The sequence below is a fragment of the Kingella sp. (in: b-proteobacteria) genome (assembly GCF_030527935.1).
In the GTDB taxonomy this organism is placed as follows: Bacteria; Pseudomonadota; Gammaproteobacteria; order Burkholderiales; family Neisseriaceae; genus Kingella_B.
In genome coordinates this window covers 49,754-64,695 of sequence record NZ_JAUMZV010000010.1, presented here as the reverse complement: position 1 = coordinate 64,695, position 14,942 = coordinate 49,754, and the positions used below count along the sequence as shown (strand labels likewise).

Annotated in this window: 19 protein-coding genes and 1 tRNA gene; 12 read left to right on the top strand and 8 right to left on the bottom strand. The window is 46.8% G+C overall.

Features of this window, described 5'->3' with window-relative positions:
- Positions 1-331 precede the first annotated feature (331 nt).
- On the top strand, positions 332-559 hold the full coding sequence (locus Q4A85_RS04845) for a hypothetical protein (protein WP_303108122.1): 228 nt from the start codon (positions 332-334) through the stop codon (positions 557-559).
- Here Q4A85_RS04845 and Q4A85_RS04840 read toward each other — a convergent pair.
- Positions 547-891: a helix-turn-helix domain-containing protein gene (locus Q4A85_RS04840; RefSeq protein ID WP_303108120.1), complete on the bottom strand. Its 345-nt coding sequence runs from the start codon at positions 889-891 to the stop codon at positions 547-549. The genes Q4A85_RS04845 and Q4A85_RS04840 overlap by 13 nt on opposite strands.
- Before the next feature lie 212 nt (positions 892-1,103).
- Between Q4A85_RS04840 and Q4A85_RS04835 the strand changes: the two genes are divergently transcribed.
- A complete protein-coding gene (locus Q4A85_RS04835; protein ID WP_303108119.1) occupies positions 1,104-1,595 on the top strand; it encodes a nuclear transport factor 2 family protein in 492 nt (163 codons plus the stop codon).
- 87 nt (positions 1,596-1,682) lie between these two features.
- Positions 1,683-2,336 (top strand): NAD(P)-dependent oxidoreductase, encoded by a 654-nt coding sequence (locus Q4A85_RS04830; RefSeq protein WP_303108118.1) that lies wholly within the window; start codon positions 1,683-1,685, stop codon positions 2,334-2,336.
- Between the two features lie 452 nt (positions 2,337-2,788).
- Here Q4A85_RS04830 and Q4A85_RS04825 read toward each other — a convergent pair whose 3' ends face one another.
- The 7 genes from Q4A85_RS04825 to Q4A85_RS04795 all read right to left on the bottom strand — a co-directional run bounded on the left by Q4A85_RS04825 (position 2,789) and on the right by Q4A85_RS04795 (position 8,017).
- Positions 2,789-3,649, bottom strand: coding sequence for a neutral zinc metallopeptidase (locus Q4A85_RS04825; protein WP_303108116.1), 861 nt, complete (start codon positions 3,647-3,649; stop codon positions 2,789-2,791).
- Between the two features lie 58 nt (positions 3,650-3,707).
- Positions 3,708-3,783: transfer RNA gene (locus Q4A85_RS04820), tRNA-Phe, on the bottom strand.
- Positions 3,784-3,848: 65 nt separating this feature from the next.
- Positions 3,849-4,214 carry a roadblock/LC7 domain-containing protein gene (locus Q4A85_RS04815; RefSeq protein ID WP_003798653.1) on the bottom strand — a complete coding sequence of 122 codons (366 nt, stop codon included), beginning with the start codon at positions 4,212-4,214 and terminating at the stop codon, positions 3,849-3,851.
- A gap of 23 nt (positions 4,215-4,237) precedes the next feature.
- Positions 4,238-4,897: a peptidase M23 gene (locus tag Q4A85_RS04810; protein ID WP_303108113.1), complete on the bottom strand. Its 660-nt coding sequence runs from the start codon at positions 4,895-4,897 to the stop codon at positions 4,238-4,240.
- A gap of 1 nt (position 4,898) precedes the next feature.
- Entirely contained in the window at positions 4,899-5,435 is a 537-nt protein-coding gene (locus Q4A85_RS04805) for an ATP/GTP-binding protein (RefSeq protein ID WP_303108130.1), read from the bottom strand.
- Between the two features lie 19 nt (positions 5,436-5,454).
- Positions 5,455-6,582, bottom strand: a complete 1,128-nt coding sequence (locus tag Q4A85_RS04800; protein WP_303108111.1) for an alpha-glucan phosphorylase — start codon at positions 6,580-6,582, stop codon at positions 5,455-5,457.
- Positions 6,583-6,586: 4 nt separating this feature from the next.
- Positions 6,587-8,017, bottom strand: coding sequence for a hypothetical protein (locus Q4A85_RS04795; RefSeq protein WP_303108109.1), 1,431 nt, complete (start codon positions 8,015-8,017; stop codon positions 6,587-6,589).
- Positions 8,018-8,206: 189 nt separating this feature from the next.
- Here Q4A85_RS04795 and Q4A85_RS04790 point away from each other — a divergent pair, with 189 nt between their 5' ends.
- The 9 genes from Q4A85_RS04790 to atpG all read left to right on the top strand — a co-directional run bounded on the left by Q4A85_RS04790 (position 8,207) and on the right by atpG (position 14,915).
- Positions 8,207-8,536: a phenylacetate--CoA ligase gene (locus tag Q4A85_RS04790; RefSeq protein ID WP_303108107.1), complete on the top strand. Its 330-nt coding sequence runs from the start codon at positions 8,207-8,209 to the stop codon at positions 8,534-8,536.
- A 292-nt stretch (positions 8,537-8,828) separates the two neighbouring features.
- Positions 8,829-9,743 carry a MetQ/NlpA family ABC transporter substrate-binding protein gene (locus Q4A85_RS04785; protein ID WP_303108105.1) on the top strand — a complete coding sequence of 305 codons (915 nt, stop codon included), beginning with the start codon at positions 8,829-8,831 and terminating at the stop codon, positions 9,741-9,743.
- A gap of 147 nt (positions 9,744-9,890) precedes the next feature.
- Complete coding sequence (locus Q4A85_RS04780) at positions 9,891-10,238, top strand: ATP synthase subunit I (RefSeq protein WP_303108103.1); 348 nt, start codon at positions 9,891-9,893, stop codon at positions 10,236-10,238.
- Positions 10,228-11,094, top strand: coding sequence for a F0F1 ATP synthase subunit A (gene atpB / locus Q4A85_RS04775; protein WP_303108101.1), 867 nt, complete (start codon positions 10,228-10,230; stop codon positions 11,092-11,094). The genes Q4A85_RS04780 and atpB overlap by 11 nt, the downstream gene beginning before the upstream one ends.
- A gap of 54 nt (positions 11,095-11,148) precedes the next feature.
- Complete coding sequence (gene atpE, locus Q4A85_RS04770; protein ID WP_003676106.1) at positions 11,149-11,385, top strand: F0F1 ATP synthase subunit C; 237 nt, start codon at positions 11,149-11,151, stop codon at positions 11,383-11,385.
- Between the two features lie 51 nt (positions 11,386-11,436).
- Positions 11,437-11,907: a F0F1 ATP synthase subunit B gene (locus tag Q4A85_RS04765; RefSeq protein ID WP_303108128.1), complete on the top strand. Its 471-nt coding sequence runs from the start codon at positions 11,437-11,439 to the stop codon at positions 11,905-11,907.
- A 4-nt stretch (positions 11,908-11,911) separates the two neighbouring features.
- The gene (locus Q4A85_RS04760) at positions 11,912-12,460 is read left to right on the top strand and encodes a F0F1 ATP synthase subunit delta (protein ID WP_303108095.1); all 549 of its coding nucleotides are present in this window, start codon (positions 11,912-11,914) and stop codon (positions 12,458-12,460) included.
- A gap of 9 nt (positions 12,461-12,469) precedes the next feature.
- The gene (gene atpA, locus Q4A85_RS04755) at positions 12,470-14,017 is read left to right on the top strand and encodes a F0F1 ATP synthase subunit alpha (RefSeq protein WP_303108093.1); all 1,548 of its coding nucleotides are present in this window, start codon (positions 12,470-12,472) and stop codon (positions 14,015-14,017) included.
- A gap of 25 nt (positions 14,018-14,042) precedes the next feature.
- Positions 14,043-14,915 (top strand): F0F1 ATP synthase subunit gamma, encoded by an 873-nt coding sequence (gene atpG / locus Q4A85_RS04750; RefSeq protein WP_303108091.1) that lies wholly within the window; start codon positions 14,043-14,045, stop codon positions 14,913-14,915.
- Positions 14,916-14,942: the final 27 nt, after the last annotated feature.

Genomic DNA, 14,942 nt, shown 5'->3' with positions numbered 1-14,942 from the left:
CTGCGCGAACTTCCCTCACTGCGCATCCTTTTTTCGGCGCGTGCGAACTAGCCGCGCTTTGCGCGTCGTCGGACAAGCGCACGCTTTTTCCCGAAAAAAGAATGCTCCGTTCGGCTGGACGTAGGGGATGGGTGGCAGTAGTAAACGGTTGTGGTGGGTTTAGGCAGCCTGAAAATCAATCTATTCAGTAGAAAATCGTGGTACTAAATGCCGAGCGATTTTGTTTTTCAGGCTACCTTTGCGATGCTTAAAGGCAGCCTGAAATCTTTGCAAAACCTGTATCCGATGGAGCGTCGGCGGCTCGCCGACATTTTGGCAAATTAGTACTGCAATGTTTGAAGTATTGGCGACGAGCCGCCGCCGCTCCATTTGTGGCAGCCTGAAAAACCATTTGTGCTTTTCAGGCTGCCTTTGCGATGTCCAAAGGCAGCCTGAAATGTTTGCGCTACGGCAACGGAAAGAGTGGGTATGGCGGCGATACGCCATGTTCTGTCTGCTGTTGTGCGAAAGGCTGGGGCAGCCTGAAAGGCATCGCGTTGGGTGTTTTCAGGCTGCCTGATGCTGCATGATGTCGTCCAGATTATCCTGCAACCAGTTCACCAGCGCGTCCACCTTTTCCGCCGCCACCGCGCCCAGCGGCGTGAGCGTGTATTCAACGTGTGGCGGCACGGTTTGCAATGCGTGGCGCACCAGCATGCCGTCTTGTTCCAGTTGCTGCAAGGTTTGCGTGAGCATCCGCTCGCTCACGCCGTCAATCGCGCGGCGCAGTTCGCTAAACCGATGCGTGCCGCCGCGCAGCACCACCAGCACCAGCAAGCCCCAGCGGCTGGTTAAGCGGCGCAAAATCTCGCGCGATGGGCATTCGTTGGCTAAAACATTGCCTTTTTCCATAAAATTTCCTTGTAAACCAATGTGTTCCAAAAATATCTCATACTTACAAAACAGTAAGTACTTACTAAAAATAAGTTTAGCCATTATACTGCGCGGCATTCGTTGAAAGCAAACCGCGTTTTGCTTACTGCATTGTGTTTAATCTTTTTCAGGCTGCCTGAAAACATGGCGCATCATGTCAAGGCAGCCTGAAAACCGCATCAGGAGTTCCCATGAAAAAAACCTTACTCGCCGCAGCCGCCATTGGCTTGGCTTTAACCGCTTGCTCGCCTGTATCGCAACACGCGCCGCACGCCGCCACGCAATCCCAAGCGCAATCTGCCGTAGCGCGCAATAAAGCCAATGTGTTGGCGTTTTACGATTTAGCGTTTAACCAACACAAGGTGCAGGAAGCAACCGACCGTTATATCGGCAAGGAATACTTGCAGCACAACCCCACCGTTGCCGATAGCGGGCAGGCGTTTGTGGATGCGTTTGCGCCGTTTTTGAAGCAAAATCCGCAGTCGCTAGGCAAGGTGGTGCGCGTGATGGCTGATGGCGATTTGGTGATGGTGCACGTGCACAGCCAATTGTCGCCCAGCGATGCGGGCGAAGCGGTGGTAGATATTTTCCGCTTGGATAACGATGGGAAAATTGTGGAGCATTGGGATGTGATTCAAGCCGTGCCCAAAGAGAAAACCGCCAGCGGCAGAAGTATGTTTTGATGATTTGAAGCACATTTAGGCAGCCTGAAAACGCTGGCAAAGGCAGCCTGAAAACGATTTTTTAACCGTAACACAAGGAGTTTTATGATGAAAATAGCAGTAATTGGCGCAACAGGTTTGGTGGGCAACGCCACCGTGTTGGAACTCGCCGCGCGCGGGCATCAAGTAACCGCGTTCGCCCGCAATGTCGCCAAAGTGGCGCAACAACCCAACGTAACCGCTGTGGCAGCGGATGTGAACGCGCCCGATTTTGCCGCCAAACTGGCAGGCTTTGATGCGGTGGTGAGCGCGTTTAACGCGGGCTGGGACAATCCCAATTTGGCGCAAGACGTGAAAACAGGCTACGACAACTTGCTCGCCGCGTTCAAAGCCGCGCAGTTGCCGTATTACTTGATTATCGGTGGCGCAGGCAGCCTAAATGTTGCGCCTAATTTGCAATTGGTGGACACGCCCGATTTCCCCAAAGAAATTTATCCCGCCGCCAACGCCATGCGCGTGTTGCTGGACGATTTGCGCCCGCGCCGCGATATAAACTGGGCGTTCCTGTCGCCTGCCGCCATGTTTGCCGTGGCGGAAGTGAGCTTTGAGAAAAAAGGCGCGTATCGCATCGGGCAAGACGATGTGTTGCTCAACGCCGACGGCTCGCCCGCCGATATTACCGTGCCCGATTTGGCGGCAGCGATTGCCGATGATGTAGAGAAAAAAGCGCATTTGTTCCAACGGTTTACGGTGGCGAACTAATCGGCGCGACATCATAGGCAGCCTTATCCATTTGTCAAAATCTTTGATTTGGGTATAAGTAAGCATCTAAATCTTTGATTTAGCTATGCGAACTTATGCAGAGCTAAATGGTTATACCGCAGTGCAACGCGCAAGGTTGAAAACTTAAAATGGAGCGTCAACGGTTCGTCGCCAAATGGCGTATTCAATAGGATTTTGTTGTTTGATAAGCAAGGTGAAACGGCAAAGGCAGCCTGAAATGCTAGTTTGAAACCTTTGCAAAACCCCTGAGACAGCCTGAAAAATCAGAAATGCCGTCATTTCCGCCTAGGCGGGAATTCTGCTCAATATTCAAAAATTTATGCAAAAACAACTAATTGCGTTAGTTCAACCAAGATTCTTGCTTACACGAGAATAACGGAAAATTGACTATTTCTTGTGGCGTTTTAGGATTTGCAAAGGTTTCAGGCTGCCTATTGCGCAGCAAACGTATTGCATTGGTTAATATCCCCCGTTTGCAAACCACGCTGCAACCATTTTTTGCGTTCTGCCGAAGTGCCATGCGTATAAGTGTGCGGCACGGTGTAGCCTTGCGCACGCTGCTGCAACGTATCATCGCCCACCGCTTCCGCTGCCGTATAGGCTTCTTCAATATCCCCATCTTCAAATAGTCCATCTTTTTGCGCGTAATAGCCCCACACGCCCGCATAGCAATCCGCCTGCAATTCCAGCTTAACCGATAACGCATTGGATTCCGCTTTGCCCACTTGCTGTTGCAAGTTATGCACCTTGCCAATCGTGCCCAACATGGTTTGCACATGGTGCCCCACTTCGTGCGCAATCACATACGCAAACGCCGCATCGCCTTCCGCGCCAAGCTGGGTTTTCATCGTGTTGTAAAACGATAAATCAATGTATAGCTTATTATCCGCAGGGCAATAAAACGGGCCCGCGCTGGCTTGCCCCGTGCCGCATCCTGTTCGCGTTGTGCCCGAATAAATTTGCAACACAGGCTCTTGATACGTTTTGCCCATTTTTTGAAAATACGCGCCCCACACTTTTTCCGTCTCGCGCAATACCACCGAGCTGAGCTTATACAACTGCTGCTCCTGCTGCGAGTATTGCTGCGGGCGTGTTTGCTGTTGCTGCGTATTGCCAAGCTGGCTAGTCCCACCCACCAAACCGCTTAAATCCACGCCGTTATACGCACCAATCAACAAAATAATCAAACCAATAATGCCAAGCGGCTTGCCACCGCCCCCCATGCCACCCCCGCCCGAGCCGCCGCGCGCATCTTCAACATTATTGCTGCCTTCTCTGTCTTGCCAACGCATAAAAACTCCATTTAGAAAATAAACGAAAAGCCCAAACAAATGTTTGGGCTTAAATATTTGGTGGCCAGAGGCAGGATCGAACTGCCGACACACGGATTTTCAATCCGTTGCTCTACCGACTGAGCTATCTGGCCAAACAAGCTGCGCATTAAAACATAATAAAACTAGGATGTCAAACGAATAAAGAAGCCAAGCCTAATTATTTCGTAATATCCACAATCGCACGCGCCGCACGGCGGGCATCCAGCAGAATCAAGCCCAGTTTTGCGCTTTCTTTGGCAGTTAAACACAATACATTTGTGCCACCCGCTTGAATCAGCAGCGTATAGCCCAGTTTGCCTTTCACAATCACTTGCTCCAATTCGCCACAAGCCAATTCTTGCGTGGTGCGGTTGCCCAAAGCCAACAGAGCAGCAGACATCGCGCCCACGCGGTCGGGGTCAATATTGGCCGGCAACAGATGCGCAATAGGCAAACCATCGGTAGAAATAACGGCAGAAGCGGTAATATCAACAGAAGAGCTGTTTAAATCGCTTAATACGGAGGTTAAAAGTTGTTCATGCATTTTATATTAGTCCAATTCAAATTTTAAAAATCAACGCCTAAATTATTAGCCGCTTCAACCGTTTTATAAAGTGCGCGCACCAAAGTTACAAAGGCTTCTTTGTGTAATTGTGGTGTGCCACCTGTTACCAAAATGTATTTGGTTTCGTTTATATAGATGGGGAAGAAGGTTAATTCGCTTTGCCCTGTTGGGTCGCATAAACCCCATGCGTTTTGATAAATGTTCAGATTATTCTTAATCAAAAGAGCATGGCGTTCAGACAAACGAATAGCTTCGCTGGCTAAAATAGCAACTTCTTCTGCTGCTTCATGGTTAAAACCAGAGTTGGCGAAATAGAAGCCATCATGGTCAATCAACAATGCTTTTTGGCTATCGGACAAGTGCGGCAATAAATTTGCCAAAGTATCATCTTGTAGCTCAAAGTTTTCTTCTGGCGTATCGCCACCATACAAAAATTCAAGACGTTGCAAGCGATAAAGCAAATTCAATGCCGATTCCACATCATGCGTTTCAGACCATTCCAATAATTTTTCTTGGGTAATGGGTTGCTGGCTATCTGCTCTCAAAATATTAGAGAGCAATGTGCGACTGGCACTCACACTTTTGTTGGCAATCGCATAGAATGCGCCAGCGGGTGTGATGTGTGGGTATAAATTTGTTTGTAATGAAAGAGTTGATTCCATGTTACACCTCTAAACCTGGGTCAATTTGAAAGAGCATAGCCGTAACAAGTTGTTTTACATCTTCTTCGTTACGCGCATCAACTTCAAATACAGGCACATTGAAACCATTTTGTGCCAAGTATTTTTGGTAAACATCAATACCAGGTACGGCGCGAATATCCATTTTGGTTACACCAACCACCAATGGGGCAGTTTTGAGCAAGTCGGCAAAAGAGTCTAAAAAGAATTTCAAATCTTTTAATGGGTTGCCGCGAGTATTGTCCAGCAACAAAATCAAGCCCATGCTGCCTTGGCTTAAAATGTCCCACATAAAGTCAAAACGTTCTTGCCCAGGTGTGCCATATAAATGGACTTTGGTGTTCTCATCTAATTGAATCAAGCCATAGTCCATGGCAACGGTTGTATAGCCTTTGCGCACGGCTGTCATATCGGATGCGCTGGCATCTGTTTGGATGGGTGGTTCATCGGATAAGGCGGCGATGGCTGTGGTTTTACCAACACCAACAGGGCCTGTAAAGATGATTTTATTTTCTATCAGCATAGTAATCCCTCATTCATTATTTATTCAGCAATTTTTTCATAAGACGACTCAATAGACCGCCTGTTTTTTGCTGAGTATGTGCTTCGTTTGCGCGAGCAGCACGCACTTGTTCTGGACGTGGCGTTGCAGATGTATTCACAGTTGCACGAGTGGCGGATTGCGCGCTTGGTGCTTCGTTTACTTGTTGAGTAATCTCTAAGTAATCTGTTAGATACGTTGCTGCAATGTAGTTCAAAATATCCGCCATATCCAAAGGCATCAGTTTATAAAGCATATTTAAGCTAACCGATGTTTTGGTTAAAAATGCAGATAAACGCATGGCTTCTGGCAGCGGCGTTAAACGTGTTAGGTTGGGCCAGCCTTTTAATTTGAAAACGGTATTGGGATTGATGGGATGCACCAAACGCCCATTCGCTGTCCACAACGCTACTTGCCACATAGTAGAAGTAACCGTTGCATTGGCGCGGTCTTGGATATTGTTTTCGTCTGGAATATTTTTGAGCTTGATATTAGGGCGTTCTTGGCGGCACAGGTTGCGTAGTTGCTCAGGAGGTACAGCAATCCACACACGTTGCGTTGAAGGGAATATGGCTAACACAGGTTTTTCATCAACCAAAATGGCTGCGTTGCGCTGATGCGCCAAAATTTCTCTGAATGAACCCAAAATACCAACACGCGGGTCAAAACGAGGAATGGTTACCTCGCTAGAACGGTGGGCGTGCGCTGAATGTGCGGGTTGGGTTTGTGCGACAGCAGCCTGCGAAGGAGCGGTTGTGTTTGCCATATTTGGGCGAACCACCCAAATGCCATTGCCTTGCAACAAGTTGCGCAGATTCAGGAACAGCGAATCAAACTTAATAGGTTTGGGCAAATAGGGTGCGGTTACAGTAGGGGGCGATTTTGAGAAAAACACAACAACGCTGCTTGAAAAATCGTGTTTCGCTTTTTGCCATGTCGCCAAGCCATTTGCGCCGTCACCATCTACGATAACCAACTCAGGCTGTTCGCCCGAATTGACGTTGATTACTTCGTAATTGGTGGTGTTGTGCATTTTAAATGCCATTTTGAACATGGCTTGTTGCTGTTCGTCCATAGCTACAAACAACAACTTCACCGTTTTGACGTGGGGTAAGTCATGATTCATTTTATTAATGTCCGAATGAGCCGTTACTAAATCGTTGTAGCAGTTGGCTCATTGCCAACACTACTTCCTCAGGTAATGTTTGAACTTTTGGACGCAGTTCTTGCAAGAGATTTTCTAGACGAGTCCATTCTTCTGCGCGTTCATATAAATCAAACAAAGTGATATAAAGCTGTGATTCCTGCGGATATTCCACAATGGCGTTTTCCAACAATTCCATTGAGTTGTCTAATTGACCATACATTAACAAAGATTCTGCTTCTTTCAAGATGCGCTCGGTGGCGGTTCTTGGTTTGGCATTGACATCTGCTTTTTCGGTTACAAGAGCTTGGTAGCGCGCTTTTTTCAGGCTGCCTCCGTCAATCCAGCCTTGCTGGATGCCTAAGTCGCGCAATGTTGCTTCGTTAGGCGCGGCTTCTAGGCGGTCAAATACAGGGTGTTGCCCCATGGTGTAGCCCCAGCCCAGCATCCGTTCTTTCACTTGGCGACCATATTGACCTAAGCTGTAATACAGATTCCACAGGTGTCCTGCAAAACCATTGATGTTTTTCGCACGATAATCCAGCGATAAAGCGTCAATCAACAGGGAAGCAGGTTTTTCTGACTTGCGAATGGCTTTATTCATGTATTTAACCGCAGCATCGTAGCTCAAAACATTTTTGAGTAGTTTGACACTTTGCTCGGGTTCCATAAACGCCAACACAGCGCCTTTTTCATCGGCACTGACACCTGAAATCACGCCGCGCCCAGCAACCAAAGGTTTATGCGGTTGTTTGGGCTTAACTTCTGTTTCTTTTTTCTTGCCACGAATGGTGGGTTGAATGGGTTTGGCTTCTTCAAGACCCAAGCCTGTTTTCTCGCCAATTTCTTCGGCGGTTTTCTTAACGCTCCAACCCAGTTTGTTTTCGGCTAATACGCGCAAACCTAGGTGGTTTTCGTCTATCGCCAAACCTTCTTTAACAAATTGGGTAACTTGTTCTTCGGAAAGCGTGTCTTGGTATTGCGTTAAGGCTTCGGTGGCGGCATCAACGTTTTTGGCTTGTAGCCAAAGTTCAACCAATTCGCCAGCCAGTTCAGGGTCTTTTTTGGGCGTTTTAGCAAGATAAGCAGAAAGTGATTCTGCTGCTTTGTCAAAGTAGCCGAATTGTTTGTACACGTTAAATTCGGTAAGCGCGTCCACGTCTTGAACGGAAACTTTGGTGTCGTCCACAACATTGGTGGTGGCTACTGTGTCCCAATTTTCGTGTTCTGCGGGGTGAGCTGAATAGTCGTCTTCTTCTTCATCGTCATCCGCTTGTGCTTTGCGGCTGTTGCGTGCGTTGCTCGATTTTTTGCCTTTCTTGCTTGTTGGTGCTTTTTGCTTGCCTTTCAAGAAAAAGATACCGAGCACCGCCAATATTGCCACGGCAGCGATACCGAGCATTATTGGATCATCCATAGCGACTCCTTAAACTACTGTAAATAAAAAATTCATCCCTGCCAAATATCGCAGGGTAATTGATACACTTTAACAGATAACACCTTGCTGCTGCAATATTTTCACGTTTGTTCTGTTTTGATGTTGTAATTTTATCATGATTTTATGTATTCTTACGTTTTCGCGGTTTTGATAGGAAATGGGATTGTGATGCTAAAACGATTGCGCGGGTGGCAGCCCGATGCCAGCGATGAGCAATTATCTGCGTTTATTCAAGAGTATGGGATGCTGTTGGAGCTACTGGACGAGAGTTGGCAAAAATTCGTTAAACAACGCGCCGAGCTTTTTCAGGCTGCCTCACCTGTTTACGAAAGCCATTATGCCGAAGGTTTTTCGGTGGAAGATTTGCGCCATGAGCCTGTTACCAATGCGGAATTGATGGCGTTTTTAAACACGTTTGACCGCGAGCGCACACACAACGACCGCCCTTTTGGTAACCATGTTGAATACACGGAACAAGATTGGGAGATTGAAGAGTAGTTTTCAGGCTGCCTTAATCGTTTAAGAACCTGTATTCACTATTTTCATAGGCAGATTTGATGACATAAAGGCGCGGATACAAGGCAAAAAGCACAGCAAGGTTGTACACCTTGCACGCATTTTTAACGCGGTAGCCGCGTTTTTAGGGCATTAAAGATGCCTATGAAAATAGCGAATACAGGTTCTAAGTTTTATCGCTACGCTTATTGGGCGTAGTATTGCAACCGTTTTCAGGCTGCTATCTTTGTTTAGGCAGCCTGAAAATCATTTATCCATGTTTAGGAGACAAACTATGACAACATTCAGCAAACTCACGCTTTCCAGCGCAATCGCTTTTGCTTTGGCGGCTTGCGGACAAGGCGGCAATTCCGAGCCTGCGGCATCATCGGCATCAGGCTCAACCGCGCCTGCCGTAGAAAAAACCGAAATCAGATTCGGTACAACCCCCGGTGATTTTGGCACGATGGTTACCGATAAAATCAAACCCATGCTGGAAAAGCAAGGCTACAAAGTGACGCTAACCGAGTTCCCCGACTACGTTACGCCCAATAAAGCCCTAGCCGAAGGCGCGATTGACATCAATGTTTTCCAACACAAGCCCTATTTGGATGGCTTCAAAGCCGAGCACAAATTGGATTTGGTGGAAGTATTCCAAGTACCTACCGCGCCGTTGGGCTTGTATCCAGGTAAATTAACCGCGCTTGACCAAGTAAAAGAAGGCAGCACCGTTGCCGTGCCAGACGACCCATCTAACTTTGCCCGCGCTTTGGTGATGCTGAACGAGTTGGGTTGGTTGAAATTGAAAGACAACATTGACCCGCTCAAAGCATCCAAAGCCGACATTGCAGAAAACACCAAAAATATCAAATTGGTGGAGATGGAAGCGGCGAACTTGCCACGCAGCCGTCAAGATGTTGATTTTGCTGTGGTAAACGGCAACTATGCCATGTCAAGCGGTATGAAGCTCACCGAAGCCCTGTTCCAAGAACCCAGCTTTGCTTATGTGAACTGGTCAGCCGTGCGTACCGTCGATAAAGACAGCAAATGGGTGAAAGATGTAACCGATGCTTACAATTCAGACGAATTTAAGCAGTACGCCAAACAACGCTTTGCGGGCTACAAATACCCCGCCGCTTGGGGCGATAACGCCGTGCAAAATGCGGTAAACGAAGCATCTGCCGCTTCTGCTGCATCGGCTGCTAAATAATCTGCGCCATCCGTTTTCAGGCTGCCTATATCGTGCAAAGGCAGCCTGAAAACGCCCAAAATCACATCGCGCCATGTGTTAATTCGGCTTGACACTTCTTCGCAATTTGATTACATTGCACCGCTGTATCACGCAACGGAAATAAGCATGTTCAAAATAGTTGGCATCCAGTTAGTTGTAACCGTTGCACTCAGCTTTATCGCTTATATTGCAGGTGGTTTTCAGGCTGCCTTTTCCCTGTGTTTGGGCGGGTTTTCTTATCTGCTGCCCACATTGTTATCGGTGTTAACTTTAAAATTTTCGCGCTCGCCAGCGTGGGCGGGTGTGGGCTTTATCCTATCGGAAGGTTTAAAAATAATACTGGCGTTAGCCCTAATGGTGGCAACATTCGCGCTTTACCGCGAAATACAATTTTTGCCTTACTTTATCGGCTTGTTAAGCGTTAGTCATTTGGTTTTATTATTATTTTTGAGAGTTCATCGTTATGGCAAGTGAATCCATGACCGCTGCCGAGTACATCAAACACCACTTACAAAACTTAACAAGTTTGTCTGATGTAACCGAAGGGCAGGGGCTAAAAAATATCGCCGACTTCTCGTTTATCAACATTGATTCGCTGTTTTTCACCATCGTTTTGGGCGCATTGGGTAGCTATTTGCTTTATCGTGCCGCCAAGCGTGCCACATCGGGCGTTCCAGGGCGTTTTCAGGCTGCCGTAGAGATTTTGTTTGAGTTTGTGGGCGATATGTGCAAAAGCATCATCCCTAATGAGCAATCGCGCAAAGCGGTTGCCCCCGTTGGCTTGACGCTATTTGTGTGGATTTTCCTGATGAATGCTATGGATATGCTGCCTGTGGATTTATTGCCGCGCGTATTCCAAGGCATGACCGCCGAACATCACGCATTATTGCGCGTTGTGCCTACCGCAGATTTAAACGTTACCTTGGCGATTGCCATCGGCGTTTTGCTGATGTGCATCTATTACAGCATTAAAATCAAAACATTGCGCGGCTGGGGGCATGAATTGGTTTCCGCTCCATTTGGCACAAAACTAGCGCCAGCCAATCTGTTGCTGAATATTATGGAATTTTTGTCTAAAACCGTATCGCATGGTATGCGGTTGTTTGGCAATATGTATGCAGGTGAATTGGTGTTCTTGCTGATTGCTTTATTGGGCGGTGCTTGGGCATCAACAGGCAGCGTAAGCCTGATTGATCCTGTGTTATTTGTTTTCCATATCATCGCGGGATTGGCGTGGGCAATCTTCCATATTCTCGTGATTACCTTGCAAGCGTTTATTTTTATGGCTTTGGCGTTTGTTTATATTGGACAAGCGCACGACCATCATTAACCTTTTCTTTTCGTTGTTTAATTTTTCGTTGTTTAATCAATAGGAGTAGTAACTATGGGCTTAATTGCTATCGCATGTGGTTTAATCGTTGCCTTGGGTGCATTGGGCGCATCAATCGGTATCGCTATGGTGGGTTCTAAATATTTGGAATCTTCTGCGCGCCAGCCTGAATTGATTGGTCCATTGCAAACCAAATTGTTCTTGATTGCGGGCTTGATTGATGCCGCATTCTTGATTGGTGTTGCGATTGCCTTATTGTTTGCCTTTGTTAATCCTTTCGGTGCTGCATAATAATTAAAGCGTCCGATTTGTTTGATTAACCCCTACAAGAGGGCAGGTAAAGTGAATTTAAATGCAACCTTAATTGCGGAAGTTATTGTCTTTTTGCTTTTATGTTGGTTTACCATGAAATTTGTGTGGCCACCTATTGCAAAAGCATTGGACGAACGCGCTGATAAAATCGCCGAAGGCTTGGCTGCTGCTGAGCGCGGAAAAAGCGATTTTGAGCAGGCTGAAAAGAAAGTTGCAGAGCTCTTAACCGAAGGTCGCAATCAAGTTTCTGAAATCGTAGCCAACGCCGAAAAACGTGCTGCCCAAATTGTGGAAGATGCCAAAGCGCAAGCCATAACCGAAGCAGCAAATATCACAGAGCAAGCAAAGGCAAACGCTGAGCAAGAAATCAACCGCGCACGCGAAGCATTGCGTGAGCAGGTGGCTGCTTTGGCGGTGAAAGGTGCTGAATCTATTTTGCGCCGCGAAGTGGATGAAAAACAGCACGCTCAAATGTTGGGTGCCTTGAAACAGGAGCTGTAACCTTATGATAGAGTATGCAACCGTTGCTCGTCCTTATGCAAAAGCAGTGTTTGAATTGGCTCAACAAAGCGAGCAATTTGAGCTATGGCTTGGCGGATTGGAACAACTATCTTGGCTGGTTCAGCAGCCCAAAGTAGCTGGCTTAATTGGTTCAGTTGATTTAAGCGATTCCGAAAAAGCATTGCAACTGGTTAAATTGTTAGACGGTTGCGAAGCGGTGAAAAACGCAGAGTTTAAAAATTTTATCAATGTGGTCGCAGCAGAAAAGCGATTGACTGTGCTGCCTGAAATTTTTGAACAATATAAAACGCTTGTTTTGGCAAAAAACAATACCAAGCAAGCAATTGTTTACACCGCTTATGATGTTAAGAGCGAAGGGCAGCGTGCCAAAATCATTAGTGATTTAGAGCAGCATTTTCATGTTGGTTTGCAAGCCACATTTATCACCGAGTCAGAATTGATTGGTGGTGTGAAAGTGGTTGTGGGCGACAAAATATTAGATTTGTCTATACAGGGTAAATTGCAAAACCTGTATACGACTCTGACAAATTAGGAGGATTTCATGCAGATTAATCCTGCTGAAATCAGCGATTTGCTGAAAGCTAAAATTGAAAAATTGAACACACGCGCCGAAGAAAAAACGCGTGGTACAGTTATTTCAGTTACTGACGGTATCGTGCGCGTTTATGGCTTATCAGATGTGATGCAAGGGGAAATGTTGGAGTTCCCTAATAATACATTTGGTTTGGCGATGAACTTGGAGCGCGATTCAGTTGGTGCTGTGGTGCTGGGCGAATATGAGCATATTAAAGAAGGCGACGAAGTGAAATGCACGGGGCGCATCTTGGAAGTGCCGATTGGTCGTGAATTGGTTGGTCGCGTTGTAAATGCGCTGGGGCAACCCATTGATGGCAAAGGCCCAATCAATGCAACGCTCACTGCGCCAATTGAAAAAATTGCCCCAGGTGTGATTGCGCGTAAATCTGTTGACCAGCCTATGCAAACAGGCTTGAAAGCAATTGACTCTATGGTGCCAATCGGTCGTGGTCAGCGCGAATTGATTATTGGCGACCGCCAAACGGGTAAGACCGCTGTTGCGCTAGATGCGATTGTGAACCAAAAAGATACAGGCGTAATCTGTATTTATGTGGCGGTAGGGCAAAAGGCTTCTTCGGTGGCTAACGTTGTGCGTCAGTTGGAACAACATGGCGCAATGGAACATACGATTGTTGTGGCGGCAACCGCATCAGAAGCAGCAGCATTGCAATACATCGCACCTTATTCAGGCTGCACCATGGGCGAATATTTCCGCGACCGTGGCGAAGATGCTTTGATTGTGTATGATGATTTGTCTAAACAAGCCGTTGCCTATCGTCAAATTTCTCTGTTGTTGCGCCGCCCACCTGGTCGTGAAGCCTATCCTGGCGATGTGTTCTATTTGCACTCTCGCTTGCTGGAACGTGCTGCGCGTATCAATGAAGATGAAGTTGAAAAGCTAACCAATGGCGAAGTAAAAGGTAAAACGGGTTCTTTGACTGCCTTGCCGATTATTGAAACGCAAGCGGGCGACGTATCTGCATTCGTGCCTACTAACGTTATTTCCATTACCGATGGTCAGATTTTCTTAGAAACTGATTTGTTTAACTCGGGTATTCGCCCCGCTATCAACGCAGGTATTTCGGTATCGCGTGTGGGCGGTGCAGCGCAGACAAAAGTCATCAAAAAATTGGGCGGTGGCATCCGTTTGGCATTGGCTCAATATCGTGAATTGGCAGCGTTTGCTCAATTTGCTTCTGATTTGGATGAAGCAACACGCAAGCAATTGCAACATGGTGAAGTGGTTACCGAATTGATGAAACAAAAACAATTCAACACTTTGAATACGGCAGAAATGGCTTTGACTTTGTGGGCAATCAACAACGGCTCATATTCAGACGTTCCTGTTAGCAAGGCATTGGCTTTTGAGGCTGAATTTTTGAATTATGTTCGCACACAACATCCCGACACGTTGAACACAATCAATGCATCAGGTATGTTGTCTGATGAAAGCGAGCAAGTTTTGGAAGGAGCAATGAAAACTTTCAAAACATCATATAGCTATGCAGCCTGAAAATAAGTAACGAGGGAGTCTTAAAATGGCAGTTGGAAAAGAGATTCTTACCAAGATTCGCAGTGTGCAAAATACGCAAAAAATCACACGCGCGATGCAAATGGTATCAACCTCTAAAATGCGGAAGACTCAAGAGCGTATGCGCCTTGCGCGTCCCTATGCGGATACGGTTCGCCTAGTGATGAATCGTTTGGCGCAAACACAAACAGACCACGGCATCAAGCTGTTGGAAGAGCATAAAACCAAGCAACGTGCTGGCTTTATCCTAATTACAACAGACAAGGGTTTATGTGGTGGTTTGAATGCCAACGTTCTGAAAAAATTCTTTGCACAGGTTCAGGAATATCAAAGCCAAGGAATTGATGTTGAAATTGTGTGCCTAGGCACGAAAGGCTTATTGGCTTGCCAGCGTATTGGTTTGAATGTGATTGCAAGCGTAACCAATTTGGGGGATACGCCTAAAATGGAAACTATGCTGGGTGCGCTGACGGAGATTTTCCGCCGCTATGAACGGCATGAGCTGGATGTTATCCATTTGGTGAGTTCTCATTTTGTGAACACGATGAAGCAAGAACCGCATTCGGAAATTTTGTTGCCCATTGGCGAAGCTGTGTTCAATGAAGACGATAATCAGCAGCGAAATTGGGATTATCACTATGAGCCAAGCCCGATTGCTGTGTTGGAGTATTTGGTTAGACGCTATTTAGAGTCTGTGGTTTATGAAGCATTAAGTGAAAACATGGCGGCAGAACAAGCTGCGCGGATGGTGGCGATGAAAGCGGCGACCGATAACGCGGGCAATGCCATTAAAGAACTTCGCTTGATGTACAACAAATCGCGCCAAGCAGCGATTACTACAGAATTGTCAGAAATTGTGGCAGGTGCAGCCGCCGTATAAGGCAGCCTGAAAATGCCCAAATAAAGT